This is a genomic window from Streptomyces sp. 5-10, from assembly GCF_014712245.1.
GTDB classification, from domain to species: Bacteria; Actinomycetota; Actinomycetes; order Streptomycetales; family Streptomycetaceae; genus Streptomyces; species Streptomyces violaceusniger.
The window spans coordinates 109,883-134,875 of the sequence record NZ_JACVYG010000014.1 but is presented as its reverse complement, the minus strand read 5'-3'; the positions used below and the strand labels follow the sequence as shown (position 1 = coordinate 134,875).

Genomic DNA, 24,993 nt, shown 5'->3' with positions numbered 1-24,993 from the left:
CACCGGCGGCAGAAATAGTGTGCCAAGCGGCTCGGTCGGGAGGCTCCCAGGGGGTAGAGGTGGCAGCGCGGACGGCGAAGGAGACGGCGCGGGACCGCTATCCGCGGCCGGTGGTCACGACGGCGGAGGCGGAGTGGATCTGGCGCTGGCTGTCGGTCGAGGCGATGGAGGACGGCGCGAAGCCGGAGACGGTACGGCTCGCCGTGGTGGTGGGCCTGGCGCGGGCCAGCGGCGCCCGGTACGGCGGGCTGCTGCGCTGCACCCTGTCGGCGCTGGACCTGGACTCCGGATGGGTGACCATCGAGCACGGCAAACACCGTGTCCCGCGTCGGCACGGACTGGACCGCGGCACGGTGTTGGTGCTGCGCCGCTGGCTGCGGGTGCGTCAGGAACTCTGCGCCGAGCTGGAGGGGTCGGTGCCGGACGCGCTGCTGCTGACGGTGCACCACACGCATGACAACGGGGTGACCGTCGCCGCCGGGCTGCCGATCACCCGGCAGGGTCTGGTGCTCTCCTGGCGCCGGTTCGTCCACCGTACGAACGCCCGGTACGCCGGTCGCCGCCCTCCGCTGCCCACCCGCTTCGAGCAGGTGCGCCGCGTCTGGGACACCTGAGCGCGGCCCGACACCTGAGCCTGGCGGGGTGTCTGGGCCCGGTGGGGGCGGGGCGCTCGGGCCGCCCCGCCCCCACCGGCCCGGCTAGGCCGCGGGTGCCGCGGCCGCCGCGGTGACGGTGAACCGCGCCTGTGCGATGGCGCCGTTCACGCTCACCGCGAGGGTGGCCGTTCCCGGGCGCAGCGCGGTCAGCCTGCCGGTCGCCGGGTCGTACGCCGCCACATCACGGCGCCCGGCGTCGTCCGGATCGCCGATGTGGAGGCCGGGCGAGCCGGTCCAGTCCGCGCTGAGCGGGAAGCCGACCGGCACCCGGCGGGCAGCGGCCCCCTCGCCCTGGAGAACGGTGGCGCTGACATCGGCGTTCTGCCCGGTGCGCAGGTCGGCCGGGGCGGTGACGGTCAGCCCGTCCACATGGGCGCGGGTCTGCACGGACACCCAGTCCGGGCCGCCCTGCCACGGTGCGTGGCGCGCGGCCGCCTGGTCCCGCGCCGAGACGTGGTCCACGCCGACCATCGACCAGCCGGTGAAGCCGCCCTGGCCGGGCGGGGTGGCGGGGTTCTTGCCCGAGTTGCCGTTGATCAGGTACGGGACGCCGTCCACCCGGGACGCGTGGAAGGTGCCGACGTGGCTGCCGATGAGGCCCGCGCCCTTGCCCGTGGTGCGGCGGAAGTCGGCCAGCCAGCCCTCCAGCAGCGCCGCCTCCTTGCGGTCGCCGAGCTGGCTGCCCTGCTGCGGGGTGGGGTCACGCGGCGGTACGTGCTCGATCACCATGACCGAGCCGATGTCCGGGTCCTCGGCGGCCGCGTCCAGCTGGGCGCGCAACTCCTTGATCTGGTCGAAGCCACCGGCGCGCAGCCCCAGGCGTGAGGTGTCCAGGGTGAGGAAGCGGGTGCCCCGGTGGTCGAACGTGCGGTGGGCGGGCCCGAATTCGGCGGTGAAGTTGTCGATGGAGCCGCCCATCACCTCGTGGTTGCCGGGGACGTAAGTCCAGGGCAGCTCATCGCCCAGCTCCTCCTTCAGCACGGTGCGGGCGAAGGAGAGATCGGCGGGGGAGCCCTCGTCCACCAAGTCCCCGTTGATCACCAGGAAGTCGGGCTTGGCCGCCTTGATCTCGCGGAGGGTGCGGCGGGCCTGGGCGACGATCGGGCTGTTCGGATCGCGGGCCACGAACTGCGCGTCGGACATCACCGCGAACCGCCAGTCGCGTCCCCGCGTCCGGGCGGCGGTGGAGATGAGCGGATCGGGGCGCGCGCTCTCCGTGGGCAGTTCGACGGAGGGCGGCACCCGCGCGGTCAGGTCGTCGATGACCACGCCGCCGGTGTACTGGCGGGTGGCGGAGGTCTCGGCGAGGTAGAAGCGGTTGACCTTCAGCGGATAGGCGACCCCGGCCGGTACGGCGAAGTCGACATGTCGCCATCCGGTCCAGGTCACATACGGTCCGCGCAGCAACTGGTCCGAGCCCGCCGCGTCCTTGAGGTGCAGGGTGGGCCAGGCCCCCTTGCCATCGCCCTTGATCCACAGGCCGAAGGACTGCGGCTGCCCGTCCACCGCGATCTGCTGGGGCGGGGTGACATAGGCGGCGCGAGTGGCCGTGGACTGGGTGAAGTCGTAGTTCAGCTCGAGCCCGGTGCCGGTGTGGCCGTCGGGCGTGGCCCCGGCCGAACCGGAGGCGCGGGCCTGGCTGAACGTCCAGCGGTCGGCGTCGTCGAAGGACGCCTCCGGCCGCTCGGTCAGGCCGACCGTGACGGCGAGCACCGTAGTCGTGCCGCCGACGGCGATGGTGACCTGCCCCGCGGCCTGGTCGTGGCGCGCCTTGACGGTGAAGGTGCCGGTCCGCGGGTCCGGGGCGATGTCGAACAGCGTGTGGTCGTACGACAGTCGAGCGTCGGACGGTTCGATGGGGGCGCTGGTGCCGTGCGCGTCCAGGCCGACGATGCCGAACCGGCCCGTGGCCTCGGCGTCGGCCAGGCCGACCAGCCGGCTGGTGGGCTGGATCCGGTCCAGCCGGTCCAGGACGGTGAGGCCGAGCTCGCCATGGGCGGCGCCGCGCCGGGCGGTGACGGTGGTGTCGCCGCCGTGGCGGGCGGTGAAGGTGCCGTCGGCGTCGACCCGGCCGATGTGGGAGTCGTCCGTCCGCCACTGCGGCGCGCCCTCGGCGGGGCCGTACGTCTCGTCGTAACCGGCCGCGGTGAGGCGGCGGGTGAGCCCGGGGAAGACCCGCTCGGGGTGGCCGCCCCGGACCGGGTCGGCGGTGGGCGCGGCGGCGCGGTCCATCGCGGTGTCCACCCAGAAGCCCTTGAGGCGGCCGCTGCCGTCGGGGGCGGTGAGGGCCAGGCCGTTGGGGACGGTGCGCTCTGTCCCGTCGGACGGGCTGTTCTCCACCTGGGTGGTGTCGCTGCCGGGCTCGCGTGCGACGAGGGTGGAGGAGCCGCCGCCGTCGAGGTTGAGGGCGCTGTAGGCGCCCGCGTCCTTCATCATCAGGCCCAGCTCGGTGAGGGTGACGCCGCCGCTGTCGGCCTGCCGCCCGTCCACGGTGAGGATCCGCATGGTGTGGCCGTCGCGGGAGAAGCCGACCGCGGTGCGCGGCGCGGTGGCGTTGTTGCCCTCGCCCTCGTGGCCGACCGCCTTGCCGTCCACGACCAGCAGCTCCCGGCCGCCGACGGCGGTGCGGGGCAGGTCGCCGCCGTCGGTGCGGGGCCGGTACTCCATCGACACCGCGTCGCCGACGGCCAGTTCGGACAGCGTGTCGGCCCCGGCGTCGCGGCCGACCAGTACGGTGGCACCGTCCGGGATCGGGCCCTTGCCGGGTGCGCCGGCCGCCTGGGTGACCTTGCCGTCCACGACCGTGACCTCGGCGGTGCGCCGTGCGCCGTCCACGGTCTGGGCGCGGTCCGCCTCGCCCCACTGGGCGGTGTACGCCCCGATCCCGCTGCCCGGGACGTTGGCGGCGTTGAGCGCCGCGAGCGGGTGGGGGCCGTCGGGGAGGGTCAGGGTGCCGTCGAAGTAGAGCTGGAGGACGCGGCCGGCGTCGGCCGGGCCGATGCCGACGGCCCGGGCGGGCCCGGCGGCGGAGGCGGAGTTGACGAGGCGGCCGTCGCCGATGCCGTTGCCCTCGGGGGCGCCGGTCTGGTTGATGTCGAAGAAGTCACCGTTGATGGCCGCGACCGTGCGGCGCCCCGGCCCGGGGTCGTGCTCGGCGGCCAGTTGGGAGACGCTCCGGCGCTCCGCGACCTTGTCGGGGTGGAGGTAGTCGACCTTGGTGCCGCCGGCCAGGTCCACCGAGAGTGAGTCGACCCGCAGCCATTTGTCCGACTCCAGCCGGTCGTACGAGGTCAGCCGCACGCCTGGGGCGACCGGCCGGGAGGAGCGGGCGGTCTGCACCCCGTCCCCGTCGGCCACGGACCGGGTGCCGGTCGCACCGCTGGCGGCCGGGGGCGCGACCGGCCGCAGCATTTCCGAGGACGACCTGGGAGCGGGTTCGGGCGCCGGGGCGGGGGTGTTGTCGGCGGTGGCCTGGCCGGCGGCGCCCAGCACGAGGGCGGACACCGCGGCCAGGGCCGCCAGTGGTCTGGGACACGCGACAGGAGGCACGGCAACTCCATGAGGCCGGGGAACACGTGTGGTTCACACGCACAGCGCCCCAGCATCGCCCCGGAGTTGACCGGGCACCAGAAGGCGTCGGCGACGACACGGGAAACAAATGACCAAGTCGGTGCGGACCGTGATCGCTGACGCGGGGTGGGGTGGGGTCGGTCAGTCCCCGGTCACCCCGTCGAGATAGACCCAGGTGCCCTCGTGGCGTACGAAGCGGCTGTTCTCGTGGAGCGAGCCCGCGCGGCCGCCCTGGGTGTAGTGGGCGCGGAACTCGACGGTGCCGGTGGTGTGGAACGCGCTGCCCTCGGTGGTGCCCAGGATCTCCAGGCGCACCCAGCGCAGCCCCGGGTCGAGGTCCGCGCCGGGCGGCCGGGTGGTGGGGTGCCAGCTGCGCAGCAGATACGCCTCGTCCCCGACGGCGAAGGCGCTGTAGCGCGAGCGCATCAGCTGCTCGGCGGTGGTCGCCGTGGCCTGGCCGCGGTGGAGCCGCCCGCAGCAGTCGGCATAGGCCGCGGGCAGCCCGCAGGGGCAGGTGGCCGGGGTGGTGGGGCGGGCCGGCCGCGGGCGTCGCGTACGTCGGGACATGGCCCCCATTGTGGCGGGTGGGACGGACGGGGTGCCGCCGTGCCACGGCTGCTCAGGTCCTGCCTCAGGGGTGTCCGACGGTACGCGTACGCCTGCGCGGGCCACGCGGCGGAGCCGCATATCGGTGCTTCCCCCTCCCCGCCCCTTCCCTCAACTGGGGCTCCGCCCCAGACCCTAAGGTCCGGGGGACGAGCCTTCGCCACGTGGTCCGCCGGAAACCCCGTAGCCTCCCCGCGGCCCGGGCGGCTCAGGGTTCGATGACGACCTTCAGCTGCGCCGGGTCGGTGAGCGCCGTCTGGAGCGCGTCCGCCGAGCGCTCCAGCGGGAAGCGCGCGGTGATCAGCGACTCCAGGTCGACCCGTCCGGTGGCGGCCAGGGACACCGCCGCGGGGAACTCCCCGGCGTAGCGGAAGGCGGTGACCAGGCTGAGCTCCTGGCGCTGCATCCAGGCCAGCGGGAGTGTGGTCCGGGGCTGGGGCGGGTTGCCGACGGCGACCAGGGTGCCGCCGGGGCGTAGTGCGCGGGCGGCGGCGGTCAGGGCGGTCTCGATGCCGGAGCAGTCGAGCGCGATGTCGAACAGCGGCTCCTGCGGGAGGGGTTCGCGGGAGGTCTCCAGGACCCGGTCGGCGCCCAGGCGGCGGGCGTGGGCGAGCCGGCCGGGGTTGATGTCGGTCACCACGGTCTCGCCCGCGCCCACCGCGCGGGCGGCTTGCAGGACCAGCAGGCCGATCGGCCCGGCGCCGGTGACCAGCACCCGGTCCCCGGCCGTGACGCCGCCGCGGCGCACCGCGTGCAGTGCCACCGCGAGGGGTTCGATGAGCGCCCCGGAGGTGAGGGGGAAGTCGTCGGGGAGGGGGTGGGCGAACTCCGCCGGCACGGCCAGGTGTCCGGTCAGGGCGCCGTGGGTGGGCGGGGAGCCGAAGCAGCGGCCGTGCGGGCACTGGTTGTAGCGGCCCGCGCGGCAGGCCCGGCAGCGTCCGCAGGGGATGGCGGGCTCGATGGCGACCGGGGTGCCCGCGGACAGCGGGCCGTCGCCCGCCACGACCGTTCCGGCCGCCTCGTGGCCGAGCGCGGTGGGGGAACGGAGCACATTGGGGCCGTTCTCGCCGTGGGCGTAGTAGTGCAGGTCGGAGCCGCACAGCCCGACCGCGCCGATCTCCACGAGGACCTCGCCGGGGGCGGGCCCGGGAATCGGGCGCCGCTCGATGCGCACATCCTTCGGGCCGTGCAGGATCGCGGCGGTGGCGTCGTTCATCGGGTGGTTCTCCTGGTACGCGAAGACGTGAAGGGGACTCAGGCGGCGGTCAGCCGCAGCGGTTCGACGCGCTTGACGACCAGGCCGTAGGTGAGGGCGCCGACCACGCACAGCGCGCCGGACAGCATCAGCGGTGCGACGAAGGAGTGGTGGAAGAAGCCCAGCAGCAGACCGGTGGTGGTCGAGCCGAGCACTCCGGCGAGGTTGGAGGCGAAGTTCTGGATGCCGCCGAGCGAGGCGACATGGCGCGGGGTGGGTGCGACGTCTGCGGGCAGGCTGGCCACCGAGGCGGCGGAGAAGGCCAGGCTGGCGTAGCTGACGGAGAGCAGGGCCAGGGCCCACATGGCGCTGGGGACGAGCACGGCGAAGGCGATGACGGAGGAGAAGAGCATCCCGCACACCAGACAGGTCTTGCGGGCCCGGGTCACCGACCAGCCGCGGCGCAGCAGGGTGTCGCTGGTCCAGCCGCCGAGCAGGCTGCCGCCGATGGCGACGATGCCGGGCAGGGCGCCGTAGAAGCCCAGCTTGAGCAGGTCGAAGCCGCGGGCGTCGACGAGGTAGCTGGGGAACCAGGTGATGAAGAAGTAGATGACGTAGTTGAGGCAGAAGAAGCCGATCATCATGCCCCAGACCGTGCGGTGGCGGAACAGGTCGCGCCAGCGGACGGCGGGTTCCTCCGGCGCCGCCGTCTCCTCGGCGGGGTTCTCCTCGAGCCGGGCACCGCCCGCCATGACGTAGGCGCGCTCCTCGGCGCTGAGTCCGCCGCGCGCCGAGGGCTCGCGGTACGCCTTGAGCCACAGCGCCACCCACAGCAGGGCCACGGCGCCGGTGACCCAGAACGCCATCCGCCAGCCCTGCCAGGCGATCAGCGCGGTGACGACGGGGGCGGCGACGGCGGTGCCGGCGCGGGCGCCGTTGTCCCAGACGCTGTTGGCCAGGGCCCGTTCGCGGACCGGGAACCAGCGGGAGACGGACTTGGCGCACGAGGGGTACGCGGGGGCCTCGCCCGCGCCGAGGGCGAGGCGGGCGAAGAGCAGGCTGCCGATGCCCCGGACGAATCCGGTGCCCACGGTGACCAGTGACCAGATCAGCCCGCCGATGGCGAACATGCGCTTCTCGCCGTAGCGGTCGATGAGCGCCCCGGCGGGCAGTTGGCCCAGTGCGTAGGTCACGAAGAACATGCTGAGGATGACGCCCTGCCACTCGGGGCCGATGTGCAGGTCATCGGTCATATAGGGCAGGGAGATGGAGATGGTGGCGCGGTCGACGTAGTTGACGGTCATGCCCAGGAAGCAGAGGAAGACCATCAGCCAGCGGGTGTTGTGGCGCGGTCCGCGGGGGCGCGGTGGTCCGGTCGTGGCCTCGTCCTGGGCGGGGGAGGGCTGGTCGGTGGCGGGGACGGCTCCGGGGGTCTTCAAGGCGGCTCTCCTTTGAAGGGGCGGTGCGTGGGGTCAGCGCGGCGGCCGGGCGCCGGGGTTCAGCTCCGCCCGTACGGACGCGACGAGGGCGGTGTCGTCCGCGAGGTCCTCGGCGCCCAGCAGCCGCAGCAGCCGGCGCGGGGCGTCGGTGTGAGGGCCGTCCCAGGCGCGGCGCAGCTCCTCGGCCCGGGGATCGTCCAGGGGGTGGTCGCGGGTGAGGCGGGCCCAGGCGGCGAGGGCGGTGGCCAGGAGCGGGGTGTCCCGTCCGGCGGCGCGCAGTTCGCGCAGCGGGGCGAGCCACCGTTCGGGGATCTTCTGGGATCCGTCCATGGCGATCTGCTGGATGCGGTGGTGCATCGCGGGGTTGGCGAAGCGGTCCACCAGGCTGTCGATGTAGGCGGGGAGGTCAAGACCCTCGGTGGGCGGCAGGCTCTGTGCGGCCTCGGCGCAGTAGGCGCGTACGGTCTGCTCGCCCCAGGGGGTGGCCAGGACGTCGGCGACGGTCTCGCATCCGTCGGCGAGTCCGAGATACGCGATGAGGGAGTGGGAGCCGTTGAGCAGCCGGAGCTTGGCGAGCTGGTAGGGGCTCACATCGGGGACGAAGCGGACCCCCGCCGCCTCCCAGTGCGGGCGGTCGGCGGCGAAGATGTCCTGGAGCACCCACTGGGTGAACGGTTCGCCGGTGACCGCGCCCGCGTCGTCCACGGTCAGGGCGCGGGCGGCGGTCCGCCGGTCGGTGTCGGTGGTGGCGGGGACGATGCGGTCGACGACGGTGGCGGGGAAGGCGACCGAGCCGGTGATCCAGTCCAGCAGGCGGTCGCGGTCGTCCCATGGGGTGGCGGCGATGAACTCCCGTACCAGGCGCCGCAGCACGGCGCCGTTGTCGGCCATGTTGTCGCAGGAGACCAGCGACACCGGGGCGCCGCCGGCCCGCAGCCGGGCGCGCAGCCCCGCGGCGAGCTGCCCGGCCACGCTCGCGGGGGCGGGCCGTCCCGCCAGGTCGCCCCGGATCAGCGGGTCGTCCAGGGCGAGTCCGCCGGTGGCGGTGTCGCGCCGGTAGCCCTTCTCGGTGACGGTGAGGGTGACGACGGTGACCTCGGGGGAGGCGAGGAGCGCGCCGAGCCGGCCGCCGTCGTCGGTGGCGTGCAGCACCTCGGCCACGGTGCCGACCACGCGGGTGGCCGGTCCTTCGGGGCGCCGCTCGGTGAAGGAGTACAGCCCGTCCTGTGGGCGCAGCGCGTCCACGACGGACCGGCTGCGCTGGGTGACGCCGGCGATGCCCCAGCCGCCGCCGTGCGCGGCCTCGGCGGCTTCGGTGTAGAGGGCCTGGTGGGCGCGGTGGAAGGCGCCGATGCCCAGGTGCACGATCCGGGGGCGCAGCGCCCGCGGGTCGACGGGCGGGCGGCTCTCGGCGGGGACGCGGGGCAGGGTGGCCAGCGACAGGCGCCGCGGGGAGTCGGTGGTCACCAGTCGTGCACCGACCCGTCGGTACGGCGGCTCACCGGGAGGTACTTCGGGTCGTACGGGAAGCGGGCGGCCGCCTTCTCGTCGAACTCGATGCCGAGGCCGGGCGCGGCCGAGGGGTGCAGGGCGCCGTCGATCAGCTCGTAGGCCGGCCGGAACACCTCGTGGGTGAGCGGGTCGTGCGCCATGTACTCCTGGATGCCGAAGTTGGGCACGGTGACATCGAGGTGGACGGCGGCCGACATGCTCACCGGGGACAGGTCGGTGGCGCCGTGCGAACCGGTGCGCACCTGGTACAGCTCGGCGAGGTGGAAGATCCGCCGCAGATGGGTGATGCCGCCGGCGTGCACGACCGAGGCGCGGATGTAGTCGATGAGCCGTTCGGTGATGAGCTGCTGGCAGTCCCAGATGGAGTTGAAGACCTCGCCGACCGCTATCGGGGTGGTGGTGGACTGGCGGATCTGGCGGAAGGACTCCTGGAGCTCGGCGGGGGTGGGGTCCTCCATCCAGAACAGCCGCACCTCCTCCAGGCCGCGGCCGAGCTGCCCCGCCTCGGTGGGGGTGAGCCGGTGGTGGACGTCGTGCAGCAGGTGGAAGCCGAAGCCGAACCGCTCGCGGACCGCCTCCAGGTAGCGCGGTGCGAAGTCCAGATACGCCTCGGTGGACCACGGCTGCTCCTCGGGCAGCGCGCCGGTGGCGGGCTCGTAGACGGTGGCGACCGTGCCGTGGCGGATGCCGTAGGTGCCCGGTGAGCCGGGGACGGCGGCCTGGGCGCGGATCGCGCGGTAGCCCATCTCCTGGAAGCGGGCCACGTCGTCCAGCAGCTCGGGGATGTCGCCGCCGCTGGCGTGGCCGTAGACCAGGGCGCCCTCGCGGGCCTTGCCGCCCAGCAGCTCGTACACCGGAAGGCCCGCGACCTTGCCCTTGATGTCCCACAGCGCGGTGTCCACGGCCGAGATGGCGGTCATGGTGACCGGGCCGCGGCGCCAGTAGGCCCCCTTGTAGAGGTAGTGCCAGGTGTCCTCGATACGGGCGGGGTCGCGCCCGATCAGCAGCGGTATGAGGTGGTCCTCCAGATAGGAGGCGACCGCGAGCTCGCGGCCGTTCAAGGTCGCGTCACCGAGACCGGTCACGCCGTCGGAGGTGGTCACCTTCAGGGTCACGAAATTGCGACCCGGGGAGGTGACGATGACCTTGGCCTCCGTGATCGTGGCCATGTGTGTGTGCTCCTCACTGAGCGGGCTCCCGGGGTGGAGCCCGGGCTGTCGGTCGGCTACCATACAAGTACGTCAGCAAGCGGAGTCAAGGGTCAGGAAGGAGTCGGATGGCATCGGCGGAGGGATTGCACGCGGCACGCTCCCGGGGGCGGAACACCCGGCAGCTGGTCCATGAGGTGCTGCGTTCGCGCATCGTCGGCCTGGAGCTGGAGCCCGGCTCCGCCGTCTCGGAGAACGACCTGGCGGCCGAGCTCGGGGTGAGCCGCACCCCCGTCCGCGAGTCCCTGATCCTGCTCGCCGACGAGGGGCTGGTGGACATCTACCCCCAGATGGGCACGTTCGTCTCGCGCATCCGGGAGCGCGATGTGGCCTCCGCCCAGTTCATCCGGGAGGCCTTGGAGCGCGCCGCGCTGCGGGAGGCCGTGGAGAAGGCCACCGCGCGGGACGTGGCGGAGCTGCGGGTGCTGCTCACCGCGCAGGAGGAGGCCGACCGGCAGTCCGACATGGAGGGCTTCTTCCAGCTGGACGAGGAGTTCCACGCCCGGCTGATGGCGGTCAGCGGCCACGCCTCGGCCTGGCCGGTCGTCAGCCAGGCCAAGGCCCAGCTGGACCGGGCCCGCAGGCTGTCACTGCCGATGACCCAGCAGATGTCCCTGCTCATCGGCCAGCACCGGGAGGTGGTCGACCTGCTGGAGGCGGGCGATCTGGACCGGGCCGACGAGTCGCTGCGCTCCCATCTGCGGCTGGTCTTCAGCGATGTGGAGAAGATCCGCGCCAAGCACCCGGAGCTCTTCAGCGACGAGGACGCGCCCTTGCGGCCCCGCCGCGACAGCGCCCGGCGCGGGGGTGGCACGCACCGGGTCATCCCAGGTGGGTCAGCACATTGATCACCCGGCCGTTGGGGTCGCGGACGAAGAAGCGGCGCACGCCCCACTCCTCGTCCCGCAGGGAGTGGACGATCTCGGCGCCGCTGTCGCGCATCGCCGCGTAGGCCGCGTCCACGTCGTCCACCTCGATGCTCAGATCGGGGACCACCGGCCCGGTCTCGTCGTCGGTCATCACGCCGATCTGGGCGGTGGGGTTGGTGGGGGAGGCGAGGGTCATGACCCAGCCGAGGTTCATCACCTCCTCGAGGCCCAGGAGACCGTAGAACTCCCGGTTCTCCCGCATCGCTTCGGACCGGACATTGGGTACGACACGGCGCACGGTCATCGTGGGCTCCCCCGGTGGTTCAGCTGGTGGTGTGGTTGTCGAGGACGGCGTCAAGATACTCGGAGATCGCGTCCCGGTTGCGGGTCAGGCACTCGATGCGCCGGGTCATGCGGTCCCGCTCGTTCTCCAGTGTGGCGATCATCTCCGGTGTGGCATCGGAGAAGTGAATGAGCCGGGGCTTGTCGAGACACGGCAGGATCTGCTTGATGATGCGGGTGGGGAGCCCGGCGTCGAGCAGTCCCCTGATCTGCAGCACCCGGTCGACGAGCCGCTCGTCGTACGCGCGGTAGCCGTTCGCGCAGCGGTCGGGCAGGATCAGCCCCTGCTCCTCGTAGTAGCGCAGCAGCCGGCGCGGTGTGCCGGTGCGCTCCGACAGCTCTCCGATGCGCATATGCGGGCTCCCCTCACCATCACATCCATGTGAGGGATGCAGCGTAGCGTTGGGGCGGGCGCGCTCGCGAGGGGTGGAAGGCGCCGGGAAAAGTGCCAGGTGATTGAACGCGGACCCCCGGCACGCCGTACGAATAACGACGGGCCCGGCCACCCGAGCCGGGTCCGCCGTGCCACCACCGGGCTTCGCAGGGAAGGACCTTCGGGTTGTCGCGCCAATCGAGCTCTCGTCAGCGGTCGGAAACGGACAAGGGAACCACGGAGGAGGGCCTGACGGAGGGCCCGTCACCGGAGGGTCCACCTGAGCGCACGCCGGATGTCCCCGCCCAGGGGCGGGATGACGCGGGGGAGCGGGATACGGCCCCCGCCCAGGCGGCGGACACGGACTCCTCAGCCGGCACGGACACGGGCGCCGTCGCGGACACGGGCGCGGGCGCGGGACACGACCAGTCCCCCGAGCCGTCCGGCGAAGCGGAGGAGGTGGAGGAGGCGGAGGACCCGGAGGAGACCACCGTGACCGGCCCGCTGGCCGGCACCGTCCCCGACGCGGTCCCCGTCCCCAAGGGATGGCGGGCCAAGTACCCCGTCGTGGCGCGCACGGTGGCGTGGACGGTCACGGGACTGTCCCTCGCCCTCGTGTTCACCGCCCTCCTCCTGCCGACCAAACTCACCCTCGTCGAACCCAGCGCCTTCATGCGCATCCCGGTGGAGGGGATCTTCGGCGCCACGCTGCTGCTGATGCTGCCGACGGTGGCGCGGCGGGTGGTGGCGGTGCTCGCCGGGGTGGCCCTCGGGGCGCTGACCATCCTGAACCTCCTCGACATCGGCTTCAACGAGTTCCTCGGCCGTGGGTTCAACGTGGTGCTCGACTGGATACTGCTGGACGACGCCGAGTCGTACCTCAAGGACTCGCTCGGCGAGACGGCCGCCACCGTCGCCGTGATCGGGGTCGTGGTGCTCGCCGTCGCCGTGCTCGCCTTGATGGCGCTCGCCGTCCTGCGGGTCAGCAACGTCATGGCGCGCAACACCGCCGTGGCCACCCGCACCACCCTGGTGCTCGGCACCGTCTGGGTGATGTGCGCGGCGCTCGGGGTGCAGGTGGCCGGGGCGCCGTTCGCGTCCAGGAGCACCACCGCGCTGGTCCAGGACCGGGCGGAGCGGGTGCGCAAGACCCTCAAGGACGAGCGGGAGTTCGCCAAGGTGGCCGCCGTGGACACCTACGGCGACACCCCCGGCGACCAGCTGCTGACCGGGTTGCGCGGCAAGGACATGATGATCACCTTCATCGAGAGCTACGGCCGCTCGGCCATCGAGGACCCGGCGATCGCGCCCGGTGTGGACAAGACGCTCAAGAACGCCACCAAGCGGCTGAGCAAGGCCGGGTTCGCCTCCAAGAGCGGCTGGCTCACCTCGGCCACGTACGGCGGCAGCAGCTGGCTGGGCCACTCCACCTTCCTCACCGGCCTGTGGATCGACAACCAGAACCGCTACCGCACCGTCACCGCGGGCGACCACATGTCCATCACCCGCGCCTTCCAGCGCACCGGCGCCTGGCGGACCGTCGGCATCATGCCGGGTGTCACCAAGGGCTGGCCGGAGGGCAAGTTCTACGGCCTCGACCACGTCTACGACTCCCGCGACCTCGGCTACAAGGGCCCGAAGTTCAGCTGGTCGACCATGCCCGACCAGTACGCCCTGAAGGCGTTCCAGCGGCTGGAGCACGGCAAGAAGCACGACAAGCCGCTGATGTCGGAGATCATCCTGACCTCCAGCCACCAGCCCTGGGCGCCCATCCCCAAGACGATCCCCTGGAGCCAGGTCGGCGACGGCTCGGTCTACAAGGACATCCAGAAGGCGGGCAAGAAGCCCGCGGACGTCTTCACCGACCCCACGAAGGTGAAGACCGAGTACGGGAAGTCCATCCAGTACTCGGTGAACAGCCTCATCGACTACGTGCTGAAGTACGGCAACAAGAACACGGTGCTGGTCTTCCTCGGCGACCACCAGCCCCTCGCCCGGGTCAGTGGCGACAACGCCAGCCGGGACGTGCCGGTGGCGATCGTCGCGCACGACAAGGCGGTGCTGGACCGGATCTCCCACTGGGGCTGGGACGACGGCCTGATGCCGGGCGCGAAGGCCCCGGTGTGGAAGATGAGCTCCTTCCGCGACCGTTTCCTCGACGCCTACGGGCCGAACCCCGGCGGTGGCACCGCCCCCGCCGCACCGTCGGCCAAGCGATAGCCCTCGATGCTCGTGGCGGCGGGTCAGCCGTCCTCCGGCCGCTCCCGCCGCGCCTCGAGCCGTTCCCGCTGGGGCAGGACCGTGTACTTCGGATCCTCCGCCGACCGCATCCCGGCGTGGAACACCCCGAAACGGGTGCACGCGGAGGCCGCCAGCAGGGCAGCGCCGCTGAGGGCCGCGGCGGGGCGGCTGTGGCGGCCGAGGAGGGCGCCGCCCAGCGCGCCCGCCACCGACAGCGCCTCGGCGGCGCGCATCAGCTTGCCCGCCCGGCCCTCGCGGTAGGTCTCGGCGACCACCCCGAGCCGCCGTTCCATGGCCTGGACGGCGGCGGTCTCCACCGCCGTGCCGAGCAGCGCCACGCCCCGCGCCGGGGCGTTCTCGGCGACCGGCGAGGCCAGCAGGGCCATACCGCCCGCCGCCATGGCGGCCGAGCCGACGAAGAGATACGGCAGTTCGCGATAGCCGTCGTGCCACGCCGGGACGGCGGTGTCGGCGGCCAGCACCGCCGTGTACGAGGCCACCGCCGGGCCCAGTAGCGCCGCCCCCACCGTGGCCGCCCGGCCGGTGCGCGGCGGCCGCCCGGCCAGGTCCGAGACGGCGGCGGCACCGGCCATCGGGCCGTAGGCCGCCAGCAGCCACGAGCCGACGCTCATCGGCGAGGTGGGCTTGAAGACCCGCAGCATATTGACGAACCGCCCGGGGCGCCCGAGGTCGTGGATCAGGGCGGCGGTGGAACCGGCCAGGGCGGCGATCGAGGACACCTTGAGCGCGCGGGCCATGGCCGGACGGCCGGTCAGCTCGGCGCCCGCCGCGAGCACCGACCCGGCGCCCGCGAGCCCGCCGAGGAAGAAGTAGCCCGCGATGTCCCGGGACCGCCAGGTGGGCGGATTGAGCACCGGCCGCCCGTAGTAGGAGGTGAACTCCGCCCCGGGGACCATCGACCGCTCGCCCCCGCGGCCCTTCCCGCCCCTGCGGCCGCGCCGCTTGCCGTCCCCCATCCCCTTGCCGACCTGAGCGTCCCGGCCCGGCCGGGCGCCGCGGATGCCGTCACGGGTGACGTCCGACTCGCTCATCAGCGCCTCCTTCCGGTACGGCGCCCGCCCACGCCGCCCTGAGCCGCGAACACGGCGGCCACGCCGCCGAGCAGGGTCAGGGCCGCGGCACCCGCGTGCCGCCACATCGAGGGCAGGTCCCGGGTGGTGACGACCGGGTCCGGCGGCAGCCCGTACACCTCCGGCTCGTCCAGCAGCAGGAAGAAGGCGCCGTCACCGCCGACGCCGTCCTCCGGGTCGTGTCCGTACAGCCGCGCGTCCTCGACGCCCACCCGGTGCAGCTGCTCGACCCGGGCGGCGGCGCGCTCGCGCAGCTCGTCCAGGGGGCCGAACTGGATGGAGTCGGTGGGGCACGCCTTGGCGCACGCGGGTTCCTGCCCGGCGCCCAGCCGGTCGTAGCACAGGGTGCACTTGTGGGCCCCGCCGTCCTCCGGCCGTACGTCGATGACCCCGTACGGGCACGCGGGCACGCAGTAGCCGCAGCCGTTGCAGACGTCGTCCTGGACCACCACGGTTCCGAACTCGGTGCGGAACAGCGCACCGGTCGGGCACACGTCCAGGCATGCCGCGTGGGTGCAGTGCTTGCACACGTCCGAGGACATCAGCCACCGCAGCCCGTTCTGCCCGCCGTCGGACAGGGGCGCCGGGGAGGTGGGGGTGATCGCCGCCTCCTCGACGGGGGTCCCGGAGCCCCGCGCCGCGAGGGCCAGCACATCGACATCGCCGTGGTCGACCCCCGTCTCGGCCCGGCCCAGCGGCTTGTTCTGCTCGATGAAAGCCACATGGCGCCAGGTGGAGGCGGAGAGGCCCTGGGTGTTGTCGAAGGACATGCCGGTGAAGTCCAGCCCGTCCTCCGGGATGGCGTTCCACTCCTTGCACGCCACCTCGCACGCCTTGCAGCCGATGCACACCGAGGTGTCGGTGAAGAAGCCGACCCGGGGCGGATGGTCCTCGTGCCCGGCGTCCCCGGCGACATCCGGTTCGGCTCCGGCGAGCAGATTGCGGCCGATCAGCGAGGAGCGCTTGGAGGTGTCGGTCATCCCCGCACCTCCGTTCCGGTCCGCGGCGTGATCCCGGCGCGCCGCCGGTAGTCCTCGAGCAGGGCCGTCAGCTCCGGGCCGCGGGGGCGGCGGCCGGGACGGATGTCGGCGCTCAGCGCCTTCACCTCCTGGATGTGGACATTCGGGTCGAGGGCGATGGCGGACAGCTCATTGGCGGCGTCCCCGCGGGTGTAGCCATTGGGACCCCAGTGGTACGGCAGCCCGATCTGGTGCACCGTGCGGCCCCCGGCCCTGAGCGGGGACATCCGCTCGGTGACCATCACCCGGGCCTCGATCACCCCCCGGGCGCTGATCAGCGTCGCCCAGCCGGTGTGCTCCAGATGCCGCTCACCGGCCAGCTCGGGGGAGACCTCGCAGAAGAACTCCGGCTGGAGCTCGGCCAGATACGGCGTCCAGCGGCTCATCCCGCCCGCCGTGAAGTGTTCGGTGAGCCGATAGGTGGTGATCACGTACGGGAACACCTCGCTGCCCGGCTCGCCGCCGCTGGGGTGGAAGGCGTTGTGCTCATCGGGGATCACCTCCCGGACCGGGTTGCGCTGCTGCTCCGGGTAGAGGGGATTGCGCACCGGCGAGTCCTGCGGCTCGTAGTGCGTCGGCATCGGACCGTCCACCAGCCCGGCCGGGGCGTACAGCCACCCCTTGCCGTCGGCCTGCATGATGAACGGATCCACTCCGCTGAGCGCGTCCGGGCCCTGGGCGTCCTCGGGCGGCCGGTAGGAGGGCGCCCGGTCGGGGATGAAGTCCGGGACGTCATGGCCGGTCCACCGCTTCTGCTCGGCATCCCACCACACCAGCGCCTTGCGCTCGCTCCACGGCTTGCCGTCGGGGTCGGCCGAGGCGCGGTTGTAGAGGATGCGGCGGTTGGCCGGCCAGGCCCAGGCCCATTCGGCGGCGATCCAGTCCTGCTCGGTGTGCGGTGTGCGGCGGGCGGCCTGGTTGACGCCGTCGGCGTACACCCCGCAGTAGATCCAGCAGCCGCAGGAGGTGGAGCCGTCGTCCTTCAGCTGGGTGTACGCGCTGAGCGGCTCGCCCCGCGCGTCATGGCCGTTGATCTCGGCCAGGATCGCCTCGGCGCTGGGCTCGTCCAGCGGGCCCTCGGTGGGGTAGGACCAGGCCAGGTCCTGGACGGCCCGGTCCATGGGGTCGGTGGAGTCCTTCAGCCGCTCCTTGATCCGCCGTCCCAGGTGGTACATGAACCACAGATCGCTGCGCGCCTCGCCGTCCGGCTCCTTGGCGGCGAAGTGCCACTGCAGCATCCGGTTGGTGTTGGTGAACGAGCCGGACTTCTCGGTGTGGGCGGCGGCGGGGAAGAAGAACACCTCGGTGGCGATGTCCTCGGTGCGCAGCTCGCCGGTCTCGATCTCCGGGCCGTCCTTCCACCAGGTGGCGGACTCGATGAGGGAGAAGTCGCGGACCACCAGCCAGTCCAGGTTGGCCATGCCCAGCCGCTGCATCTTGGTGTTGGCCGAGCCCACGGCGGGGTTCTCGCCCATCAGAAAGTAGCCCTTGCAGACTCCGTCCAGCATCTCCTTCACGGTGTGGTAGGTGCTGTGGGAGCCGGTCAGCCGGGGCAGATGGCCGAAGCAGTAGTCGTTGCCGGCGTGCGCCGCGTCGCCGAAGTACGCCTTGAGCAGGCTGACGACATAGGAGCGCATCTCGCCCCAGAAGCCCTTCTCGGTCTTTATGGCCTCGACGAAGGTGTCCAGGTCCTCGTGGGCGTGGGCGTGCGGCATCGCGATGTAGCCGGGGAGCACGTTGAACAGGGTCGGGATGTCGCTGGAGCCCTGGATGCTGGCGTGGCCGCGCAGCGCCTGGATGCCGCCGCCGGGGCGGCCGATGTTGCCGAGCAGCAGCTGGAGGATGCCGGCGGTGCGGATGTACTGGGCGCCCACGGTGTGCTGGGTCCAGCCGACGGCGTACACGAACTCCGAGGTGCGGTCCGGGCCGGAGTTCTCCACCAGCGCGCGGCACACCTCCAGGAAGGTGTCCTGGGGAATCCCGCAGATCCTCTGAACCATCTCGGGTGTGTAGCGGGAGAAGTGGCGCTTGAGGATCTGATAGACGCAGCGCGGATGGAGCAGGGTCCGGTCGGTGGGGACCTGCGCGGCGGTGGGCGCGCCGCCGGAGCCGTGGGATTCGGAGAAGGCGGCGGTCGACAGGGAGGCGCCACGCCGGGTGCGGTCCTCGTACAGCTCGTCGGGCGCGCCCTGCGGCGCCTGGACCTCGGCACCTTCGTAGGCCCAGGTGGAGACGTCGTAGTGGCCGGTCTCCGGGTCGAGCCCGGAGAAGATCCCCGCCAGGTCCTCGGTGTCCTCGAACCCCTCGCCGACGATGCTGGCCGCGTTGGTGTACTCCAGGACATAGTCGCGGAAGTCGTGGCCGCCGGTCAGGACGTGGTTGATGATGCCGCCGAGGAAGGCGATGTCGGTGCCGGCCCGGATCGGTACGTACAGATCGGCCAGCGCGCTGGTGCGGCTGAAGCGCGGATCGACATGGATGACCTTGGCGCCGCGCGCCTTGGCCTCCATCACCCACTGGAAGCCCACGGGGTGGGCCTCGGCGAAGTTGGAGCCCTCGATCACGATGCAGTCCGCGTTCTGCAGGTCCTGCAGAAAGGTGGTGGCGCCGCCGCGGCCGAAGGAGGTGCCGAGCCCGGCCACGGTCGAGGAGTGGCAGACCCGGGCCTGGTTCTCCACCTGGATCACCCCGAGCCCGGTCAGCAACTTCTTGATGAGGTAGTTCTCCTCGTTGTCCAGGGTGGCGCCGCCGAGGCTGGCGATGCCCAGGGTGCGGTTGACGCTGATCCCGTCCCGCTCCCACTGCCAGCCCTCGCGCCGGGTGCGGATCACCCGCTCGACGACCATGTCCATCGCGGTGTCCAGGTCCAGCCGCTCCCAGTCGGTGCCGTAGGGGCGGCGGTAGAGCACCTCGTGGCGCCGGGACTCGCCGGTGGTCAGCTGGAGGGACGCCGAGCCCTTGGGGCACAGCCGGCCGCGGCTGACCGGTGAGTCGGGGTCGCCCTCGATCTGCACCACCCGGTCGTCCTTCACATAGACGTTCTGGGCGCACCCCACCGCGCAGTAGGGGCACACCGACTTGACCACCTTGTCGGCCGTGACGGTGCGGGGGCGCTGCTCACGGGTGGCGGCCGAGGTGGTGGCGGCGCCGCGGCCGAGCGGGTCGCCTCCGGTCAGCTGGCGGTAGACGGGCCAGTCCTGGATCCATGTACGTACGCCCATCGCCGTCCTTTCGTGCCGTCCGGCCCCGCACCGGCGCATCCGCGTGGTCGGATACGGCGCATGGGTTCCCGTCGCGATGCTTTTCACACTCCGCCCGCACCCGGATGCGCCGAATCGCCCGTCGTGGGGGTGGACGCCTGCCGCACCGGGTGGGTGGCCGTGACCCTGGACGAGGCGGGCCGCTTCGCCGGGGCCGACACCGCCGGGGCGCTGAGCGAGCTGCTCGGCCGGGTTCCGGACGCCGCCGTGGTGGCGGTCGACATGCCGCTGGGGCTGCTGGCGGGAGGATGGCGCGAGGCGGACCTCATGGCCACCGCGATGGTGGCCCCGCACCGCTCCCGGGTCTTCCCCGTACCACCGCGCGAGGTCTGGGAGGCGGAGGGCTACGACGAGGCGAAACTGGTCTGCCAGCGGCTGACCGGCCGGATGCTGAGCCGCCAGTCGTGGGGTCTGGCCGCGAAGCTGCGCGAGGCGAACGCCTGCCGCGACGGGGGCGACCACCGGCTGTACGAGGTCCATCCCGAGGTCTCCTTCGCCGCCCTCGGCGAGGGGCGGCCGGTGCCCTGGAGCAAGAAGAGCTGGAACGGCCAGGCCGTGCGCCGCCGGCTGCTCGGGGACCAGGGCATCGTCCTGCCCGACGCTTTCGGACCGGCCGGGCGGGTGCCGCCCGACGACGTCCTGGACGCCGCGGCGGCGGCCTGGAGCGCGCGGCGCATCGCGCTCCGGGCCGCCCGGAGCCTTCCCGATCCGCCGCAGACGACGGAGGCCGGGCTGCCCGTCGCGATCTGGTACTGACCGGTCCCGGCGCGGATGGCGGGAGGCCGCCCGAGCCGTGCCTCGGGCGGCCTCCCCTTCCCCCACCCCTCGGAGGTGGACCGTGCGGACGCCAGGCGTCCGGTGTGCGGCGTCAGACGCTGACGCCGTGGGAGCGCAGATAGGCCAGCGGGTCGATGTCGGACCCGTAGCGCGGGCCGGTGCGGACCTCGAAGTGGAGATGGGGTCCGGTGGCGTTCCCGGTGCTGCCGGACCGGGCGATCCGGTGGCCCGCCTGGACCGACTGCCCGGTGCGGACCGTCAGCGCCGACAGATGCGCGTAGTGGGTGTAGAGGCCGTCGGCGTGGCGGACGATGACCTGGTAGCCGAAGGCGCCGCCCCACCCGGCCGCCACCACGGTGCCCGGGGCGGCCGCGCGCACGGAGGTGCCGACGGGCACCGCGAAGTCCACGCCGGTGTGATGGCCGCTCGCCCACCGCGAGCCACGAATGCCGTACCCCGCGCTGACCGGCCCGCTGACCGGGGCCGCATGCGGGCGGGCGGCCGTCTTGCGGACCACCGTGTGGCTCGAGATCGCCGAGGCGCGGTGGCGGGGCGCCGCCTTGTGCGGATGCCGGGAGCCCGCGGGCAGGGTCAGCCGCTGCCCCGGGTGGATCAGATCCGGGTTGGGGCCGACGGTCCCGCGATTGGCGTGGTACAGCGCCTTCCAGCCACCTTGGACGGACGCACGCGTGGCGATGCGGGACAGCGTGTCGCCGCGGACGACCGCGTAGGAGCCGGACGCCGCCGCGCGCCGGGCGGTGTGCTGCCGGGCCCGGGACTTCGCGGCGGACTTGGCCGACTTCTTGGGCTTGGCCGGGTGCTGGGCGCGGCGGTGGGCGTTCTGGCTCGTCACTCCGGCGGGTGGACCGGACCGGGTCAGCCGGCTGCGGACGGAGCACACCGGCCACGCGCCGGGCCCCTGTTTGCGCAGCACCGCCTCCGCCACGGTGATCTGCTGGGCCCTGGAGGCCAGATCGGCCCGCGCGGCGTAGGCGGTGCCGCCGAACGCCGCCCAGGTGTGCTGGGAGAACTGCAGCCCGCCGTAGTAGCCGTTGCCGGTGTTGATGTGCCAGTCGCCCCCGCTCTCGCACTTGGCGACCCGGTTCCAGGTGTCGACCGAGGCCGCGTGGGCGGCGCCGGTGCCGAGGAACGGCAGGACGATGCCGACACCACCCGCGGTGAGCGCCGCGCACAGCGGCGAGACCCGGCTGGGCGATGCGGGGCGTCGGTGACTTCCTCGTACGGCCATGAGGCTGGTTCCTCTCCACAACGGCTCTCGACGTCGCCCTCCGGAGGACCCGGCGGGCTGTACGAGTACCGCAGCCCGGCCCCGCCGGTCACAAGGCGCAGGGGGCCTCATGGACCGTCGCGCGCCGCCCGGTGCCACCCCGGAATCGGCTGACGCTCCCTCAGCTGTGTGGTGGGAGGCGCATGGAGGGCCGGGGGCGCACGGCCGCCGGCGGGGCGGGAGCGGCGGGCCGGGGGCGGGCGCGGGCGATCACGCGCCGCCGGACGCCCTCGTACGGCGGGAAATGATTCTCCGGGGCGCCGGACACGGCGGACGCTATTCCGCCGGATTGGTTTCCGGGTGATCGGAGACCGATCCCGGACGGCGGTCCGGGTGAATTTGGAGCCGGGGGGCGGAAGGTTGAAGCGCGGACGAGCGGCGGGCGGCTCAATACGGCGTCCGGTGCGGGGCGGGCGCGCGGCATGGGATCTTCTCCGGCGCTATTGCGTCGCCGCCCGGTCAAGATCGGCCGCTTGGCGGCCGGGCCCGGGGAGGCGGCCGTAACCGCGCGGCACCGCGCCGGAACCGACCGTTCCGGTCCTCTCCGCGGCATCCGGAGAATGCCGGGGAGGGGAGGAGGGGAAGGGGAGAGCGGGAGACGGCGGGAGGGGCGGGAAATAGGACGGCCTTGCGGTCGGGCGGGGAAGAGGGGGACGCATGAGCGAACGCGCCCGAGGTGCCCGGCGGAGTTTCCCGGGGCGCGGCGGGAGACTGAAACGTATCGACGGAGGCCCTGCCGCCGACCGTGGCCTTCAGGGGCGGGGCCGGCCGGGAGCGGCCGCGGCCCCGGGCGACGGCGGGGCGGGGAGACGACGAGGACACGACGGGAGACGGCGGGGCGACCGCCTCTTCTCGGGTCGCTCGCCTCCGGGCGCTCTGATCCGGTGCCGACACTCCTCGTCGACGCTCGCTCGTTCCTCGCTCCCGTCGCTTTCGGCACCGGCGCGCCCTACGGCTCGCTCCCGGGGGCGCCGGGCGCCGGGCGCCTAAGGGCTGTCCCAATCCCCAGCGGGCTCCCGGCGCCAGCCAACTCGTGGGCCATGCAACGGACTTGACTCGGCGTTTACCGTATCTCTTGTCGGGCATCGCCTCGCCGACGCCCGTGTACCGCGCCAGTTCTCCGAAAAGGGGCCGGCCGTCATGGCGGCGGGGAACTGGCGGAGAATCACGCCGCCCGTGTATAGCGGGAACCGCGCCGCCGCGCATATCATTGCCTCACATCGACTTCCTCCCTTCCAGCCGCTCGCGGGAGCGGCCCGGAATAATCACCCCTCACCCCGCCTGTCCGGGACCCGGGCGGCGCCGGGGGCCGCGCTTTTCCCGTGGCCTCGTCCGCCGCTCCCTGGAAACGGTTCGTTTTGGGTTCCCGTCGACGGAAGGCGCGGCGCGCCTACGGCGCATGCCGGTGGTCACCGGCCGTGCGCGGTGGATCATTCGGCGTACTCGGCGCTACGCCCCGCCGCTGGACGCCGGGCCGCGGGCGCATGGCGGAGCCGGGCCGTGCGATGAAACGCCGGTCGGGCACCGGGCGAGGGGGAACGAGCGCCCCGATCGGCCGCGCGGAGGCGCCGCCACCCCTGGGGTAAGGTGCCCGCGTGGCCACCGTTGTCGAGCTGACCTGCTATCCCATCAAGGGCTGCGCGGGCGTTCCCCTGTCCGAGGCGCTGCTGACGGAGGCGGGTCTGCGACACGACCGCGGCTTCATGGTCATCGGCGAGGACGGAGAGTGCCGCACTCAGCGGCGGGATCCTCGGCTCGCCGTCATCCGCCCCGCCATCGACCCGCACGGCACCCGGCTCACCCTGTCCGCACCCGGCGAGGACGAGGTGGCCATCGACGTCGACACCACCTCCGCCCGGCGCGAGGTCACCGTGTTCGGCACGCCCTACCTCGGCATCGACCAGGGCGAGGACGCCGCCACATGGCTTTCCCGGTTCCTGGGCGCGCCGAGCAGGCTGGTGCGGGTGCCCCCGGAACACGACCGGGTGACCGGCGGATGGATCCCCGGCACCTGTGGCTACGCCGACAGCGCCGCGGTGCACATCGTCTCCCGGGCCAGCCTGGACGGGCTGAACGAACGGATCGCCGAGGCGGGCGGCGCGGCGCTGCCGATGAACCGCTTCCGCCCCGGCATCGTGATCGGCGGATGGGACGAACCCCATCGGGAGGACCGGGTCCGCCGGATCGCCATCGGCGGTGCCGAGCTCGGCTTCGCCAAGCACACCGCCCGGTGCGTCGTGACGACGGTCGATCAGAGCGAGGGCGTCAAGGCGGGCCCGGAGCCCCTGCGCACCCTGGCCGGCTACCGGCGCGGCCCCGGCGGCGCCACCCTCTTCGGCTGCCAGTTCTCCGTGACCCGCGCCGGAAAACTGGCCGTGGGCGACGAGGTGGACGTCCTCGAGTGGGACGGGCCGCCGCCGGGGGAGTGACCGGGTCCGGCCGCCGTCCGGATCGGCGAAGGTGGCGGTCATCTGTCCCGGCTCAGCAGCTTCCCGTCCTCGCGGCCGATCCAGTACCGGCGCAGCACATCGAGGACCACCGACACCTCGCAGGCGGTGATGCCGGGGAGCGTCGCCAGATCGCGGGTGAGCAGCTCGGCCAGGCCGTCCTCGTCCCGGAACACCCCGTGGTGGATCACCGAGGAGGTGCCCGCCACGATCGAGACATAGCGCGCCGAGGGATGCCGGGCCAGTGCGTCGGCCACTTCGTGGATGGCCCCGGGCGCGGCGTGCAGTTCGATCACGACCTCCAGCGGATGGCCGAGCAGCGCCGGTTCGATCTCCACACGGGGCCGCACCAGCCCGCGCTGGAGGAGTGACTGGGTCAGCCGGTAGGCGGTGGACCGGCTGATGCCGAGCCCGCGCGCCACATCGGCGGCGCTCGCCCGGCCGTCCTGGCGCAGCAGCTCCATGGCCCGCAGCTCGTCGTCGCTGAACCCGGTGACGGACGCGGGATCCGCCACCGGATCCGCGACCTCCCGCAACGCCCGCACCTGGGCGTCGTCCAGCCGCCGCAGCCGCCAGGAGTCGGACTTCGCCGTCGCCCGCAGCACCAGTTCGGTATGGGCCGACCGCACACCCGGGACCGACGGGATCCGTGTCATCAGCAGCTCACGCGCCCGGTCGCGCCGGGTGGCGTGCAGGGAGCAGTAGACATCGGCGCGGCCCGTGGTCGTGGCGACGAACGGGATCTCGGGCAGCTCGGACAGCTGCCGGGCCACCTCCCACGCCTGCCCCGGGGCCGTGGCCACCCAGATGTGCATGGGGTTGCCCTCGGCCAGCATCGGCCACTCCACCTGCCCGATCACCCGCAGCAGCCGGTCCTCCGCGAGCCGGGCCAGCCGGCGGCCGACGGTGCTGGCGGAGCTGCCGAGCACCTCGGCCAGCGCGCTCAGCGGCGCCCTCGGCGCCACTTGCAGGGCGGCCACCAGATCGAGGTCGGCGTCGTCGAGCACGGGTGGTGTGGAGGGAACGGCTGCCATGGTGACGAATCTATCGTGCGATTGGTGCGTCATGTGTGGATCATTCTTGCGTAACAACTCTTTTAC

18 protein-coding genes are annotated in these 24,993 nt (G+C 73.0%); 5 read left to right on the top strand and 13 right to left on the bottom strand.

The genetic code is table 11. From position 1 onward, the window contains the following. Positions 1 to 59: 59 nt before the first annotated feature. Positions 60 to 614, top strand: coding sequence for a tyrosine-type recombinase/integrase (locus tag IEJ02_RS18555; protein ID WP_317985833.1), 555 nt, complete (start codon positions 60 to 62; stop codon positions 612 to 614). An 84-nt stretch (positions 615 to 698) separates the two neighbouring features. On the opposite strand, the gene IEJ02_RS18550 is transcribed toward IEJ02_RS18555, so the two are convergent. The 6 genes from IEJ02_RS18550 to manD all read right to left on the bottom strand — a co-directional run bounded on the left by IEJ02_RS18550 (position 699) and on the right by manD (position 10,147). Next, on the bottom strand, positions 699 to 4,205 hold the full coding sequence (locus IEJ02_RS18550; RefSeq protein ID WP_191065893.1) for a phosphodiester glycosidase family protein: 3,507 nt from the start codon (positions 4,203 to 4,205) through the stop codon (positions 699 to 701). Positions 4,206 to 4,367: 162 nt separating this feature from the next. After that, entirely contained in the window at positions 4,368 to 4,793 is a 426-nt protein-coding gene (locus IEJ02_RS18545) for a YchJ family protein (protein WP_191065892.1), read from the bottom strand. A gap of 247 nt (positions 4,794 to 5,040) precedes the next feature. Further along, positions 5,041 to 6,048: an NAD(P)-dependent alcohol dehydrogenase gene (locus IEJ02_RS18540; RefSeq protein ID WP_191065891.1), complete on the bottom strand. Its 1,008-nt coding sequence runs from the start codon at positions 6,046 to 6,048 to the stop codon at positions 5,041 to 5,043. 38 nt (positions 6,049 to 6,086) lie between these two features. Next, positions 6,087 to 7,466, bottom strand: coding sequence for an MFS transporter (locus tag IEJ02_RS18535; RefSeq protein WP_191065890.1), 1,380 nt, complete (start codon positions 7,464 to 7,466; stop codon positions 6,087 to 6,089). Between the two features lie 33 nt (positions 7,467 to 7,499). Continuing rightward, positions 7,500 to 8,933 (bottom strand): mannitol dehydrogenase family protein, encoded by a 1,434-nt coding sequence (locus IEJ02_RS18530; protein ID WP_191065889.1) that lies wholly within the window; start codon positions 8,931 to 8,933, stop codon positions 7,500 to 7,502. Further along, positions 8,930 to 10,147 (bottom strand): D-mannonate dehydratase ManD, encoded by a 1,218-nt coding sequence (gene manD / locus IEJ02_RS18525; RefSeq protein ID WP_191065888.1) that lies wholly within the window; start codon positions 10,145 to 10,147, stop codon positions 8,930 to 8,932. Before manD ends, IEJ02_RS18530 begins: the two co-directional genes overlap by 4 nt. A 107-nt stretch (positions 10,148 to 10,254) precedes the next feature. Here manD and IEJ02_RS18520 point away from each other — a divergent pair, with 107 nt between their 5' ends. Next, positions 10,255 to 11,034, top strand: a complete 780-nt coding sequence (locus IEJ02_RS18520; RefSeq protein ID WP_191065887.1) for a GntR family transcriptional regulator — start codon at positions 10,255 to 10,257, stop codon at positions 11,032 to 11,034. Here the strand turns inward: IEJ02_RS18520 and IEJ02_RS18515 are convergent. Further along, a complete protein-coding gene (locus IEJ02_RS18515) occupies positions 11,009 to 11,359 on the bottom strand; it encodes a VOC family protein (RefSeq protein ID WP_191065886.1) in 351 nt (116 codons plus the stop codon). The two genes, IEJ02_RS18520 and IEJ02_RS18515, sit on opposite strands and share 26 nt — an antisense overlap. A 19-nt stretch (positions 11,360 to 11,378) precedes the next feature. Beyond that, on the bottom strand, positions 11,379 to 11,750 hold the full coding sequence (locus tag IEJ02_RS18510; protein WP_191065885.1) for a MerR family transcriptional regulator: 372 nt from the start codon (positions 11,748 to 11,750) through the stop codon (positions 11,379 to 11,381). Between the two features lie 206 nt (positions 11,751 to 11,956). Here IEJ02_RS18510 and IEJ02_RS18505 point away from each other — a divergent pair, with 206 nt between their 5' ends. Beyond that, positions 11,957 to 13,990, top strand: coding sequence for an alkaline phosphatase family protein (locus IEJ02_RS18505; protein ID WP_191065884.1), 2,034 nt, complete (start codon positions 11,957 to 11,959; stop codon positions 13,988 to 13,990). Between the two features lie 23 nt (positions 13,991 to 14,013). Here the strand turns inward: IEJ02_RS18505 and nrfD are convergent, their stop codons facing one another. The 3 genes from nrfD to fdh are packed head-to-tail and all read right to left on the bottom strand — an operon-like array spanning position 14,014 to position 19,342. Next, on the bottom strand, positions 14,014 to 15,063 hold the full coding sequence (gene nrfD / locus IEJ02_RS18500) for an NrfD/PsrC family molybdoenzyme membrane anchor subunit (RefSeq protein WP_191065883.1): 1,050 nt from the start codon (positions 15,061 to 15,063) through the stop codon (positions 14,014 to 14,016). Next, complete coding sequence (locus IEJ02_RS18495; protein WP_191065882.1) at positions 15,063 to 16,082, bottom strand: 4Fe-4S dicluster domain-containing protein; 1,020 nt, start codon at positions 16,080 to 16,082, stop codon at positions 15,063 to 15,065. Before IEJ02_RS18495 ends, nrfD begins: the two co-directional genes overlap by 1 nt. Beyond that, a complete protein-coding gene (gene fdh, locus IEJ02_RS18490) occupies positions 16,079 to 19,342 on the bottom strand; it encodes a formate dehydrogenase (RefSeq protein WP_191065881.1) in 3,264 nt (1,087 codons plus the stop codon). The genes IEJ02_RS18495 and fdh overlap by 4 nt, the downstream gene beginning before the upstream one ends. Before the next feature lie 60 nt (positions 19,343 to 19,402). Here fdh and IEJ02_RS18485 point away from each other — a divergent pair, with 60 nt between their 5' ends. Continuing rightward, positions 19,403 to 20,137, top strand: a complete 735-nt coding sequence (locus tag IEJ02_RS18485; RefSeq protein ID WP_191065880.1) for a DUF429 domain-containing protein — start codon at positions 19,403 to 19,405, stop codon at positions 20,135 to 20,137. 112 nt (positions 20,138 to 20,249) lie between these two features. Here IEJ02_RS18485 and IEJ02_RS18480 read toward each other — a convergent pair whose 3' ends face one another. Then, on the bottom strand, positions 20,250 to 21,407 hold the full coding sequence (locus IEJ02_RS18480) for a transglycosylase family protein (protein ID WP_191065879.1): 1,158 nt from the start codon (positions 21,405 to 21,407) through the stop codon (positions 20,250 to 20,252). A 1,634-nt stretch (positions 21,408 to 23,041) separates the two neighbouring features. On the opposite strand from IEJ02_RS18480, the gene IEJ02_RS18475 reads away from it, so the two are divergent. Next, positions 23,042 to 23,875, top strand: a complete 834-nt coding sequence (locus tag IEJ02_RS18475) for an MOSC domain-containing protein (protein ID WP_191065878.1) — start codon at positions 23,042 to 23,044, stop codon at positions 23,873 to 23,875. Positions 23,876 to 23,913: 38 nt separating this feature from the next. Here IEJ02_RS18475 and IEJ02_RS18470 read toward each other — a convergent pair whose 3' ends face one another. Beyond that, positions 23,914 to 24,927: an Lrp/AsnC family transcriptional regulator gene (locus tag IEJ02_RS18470; RefSeq protein ID WP_191065877.1), complete on the bottom strand. Its 1,014-nt coding sequence runs from the start codon at positions 24,925 to 24,927 to the stop codon at positions 23,914 to 23,916. Between the last annotated feature and the right edge of the window lie 66 nt (positions 24,928 to 24,993).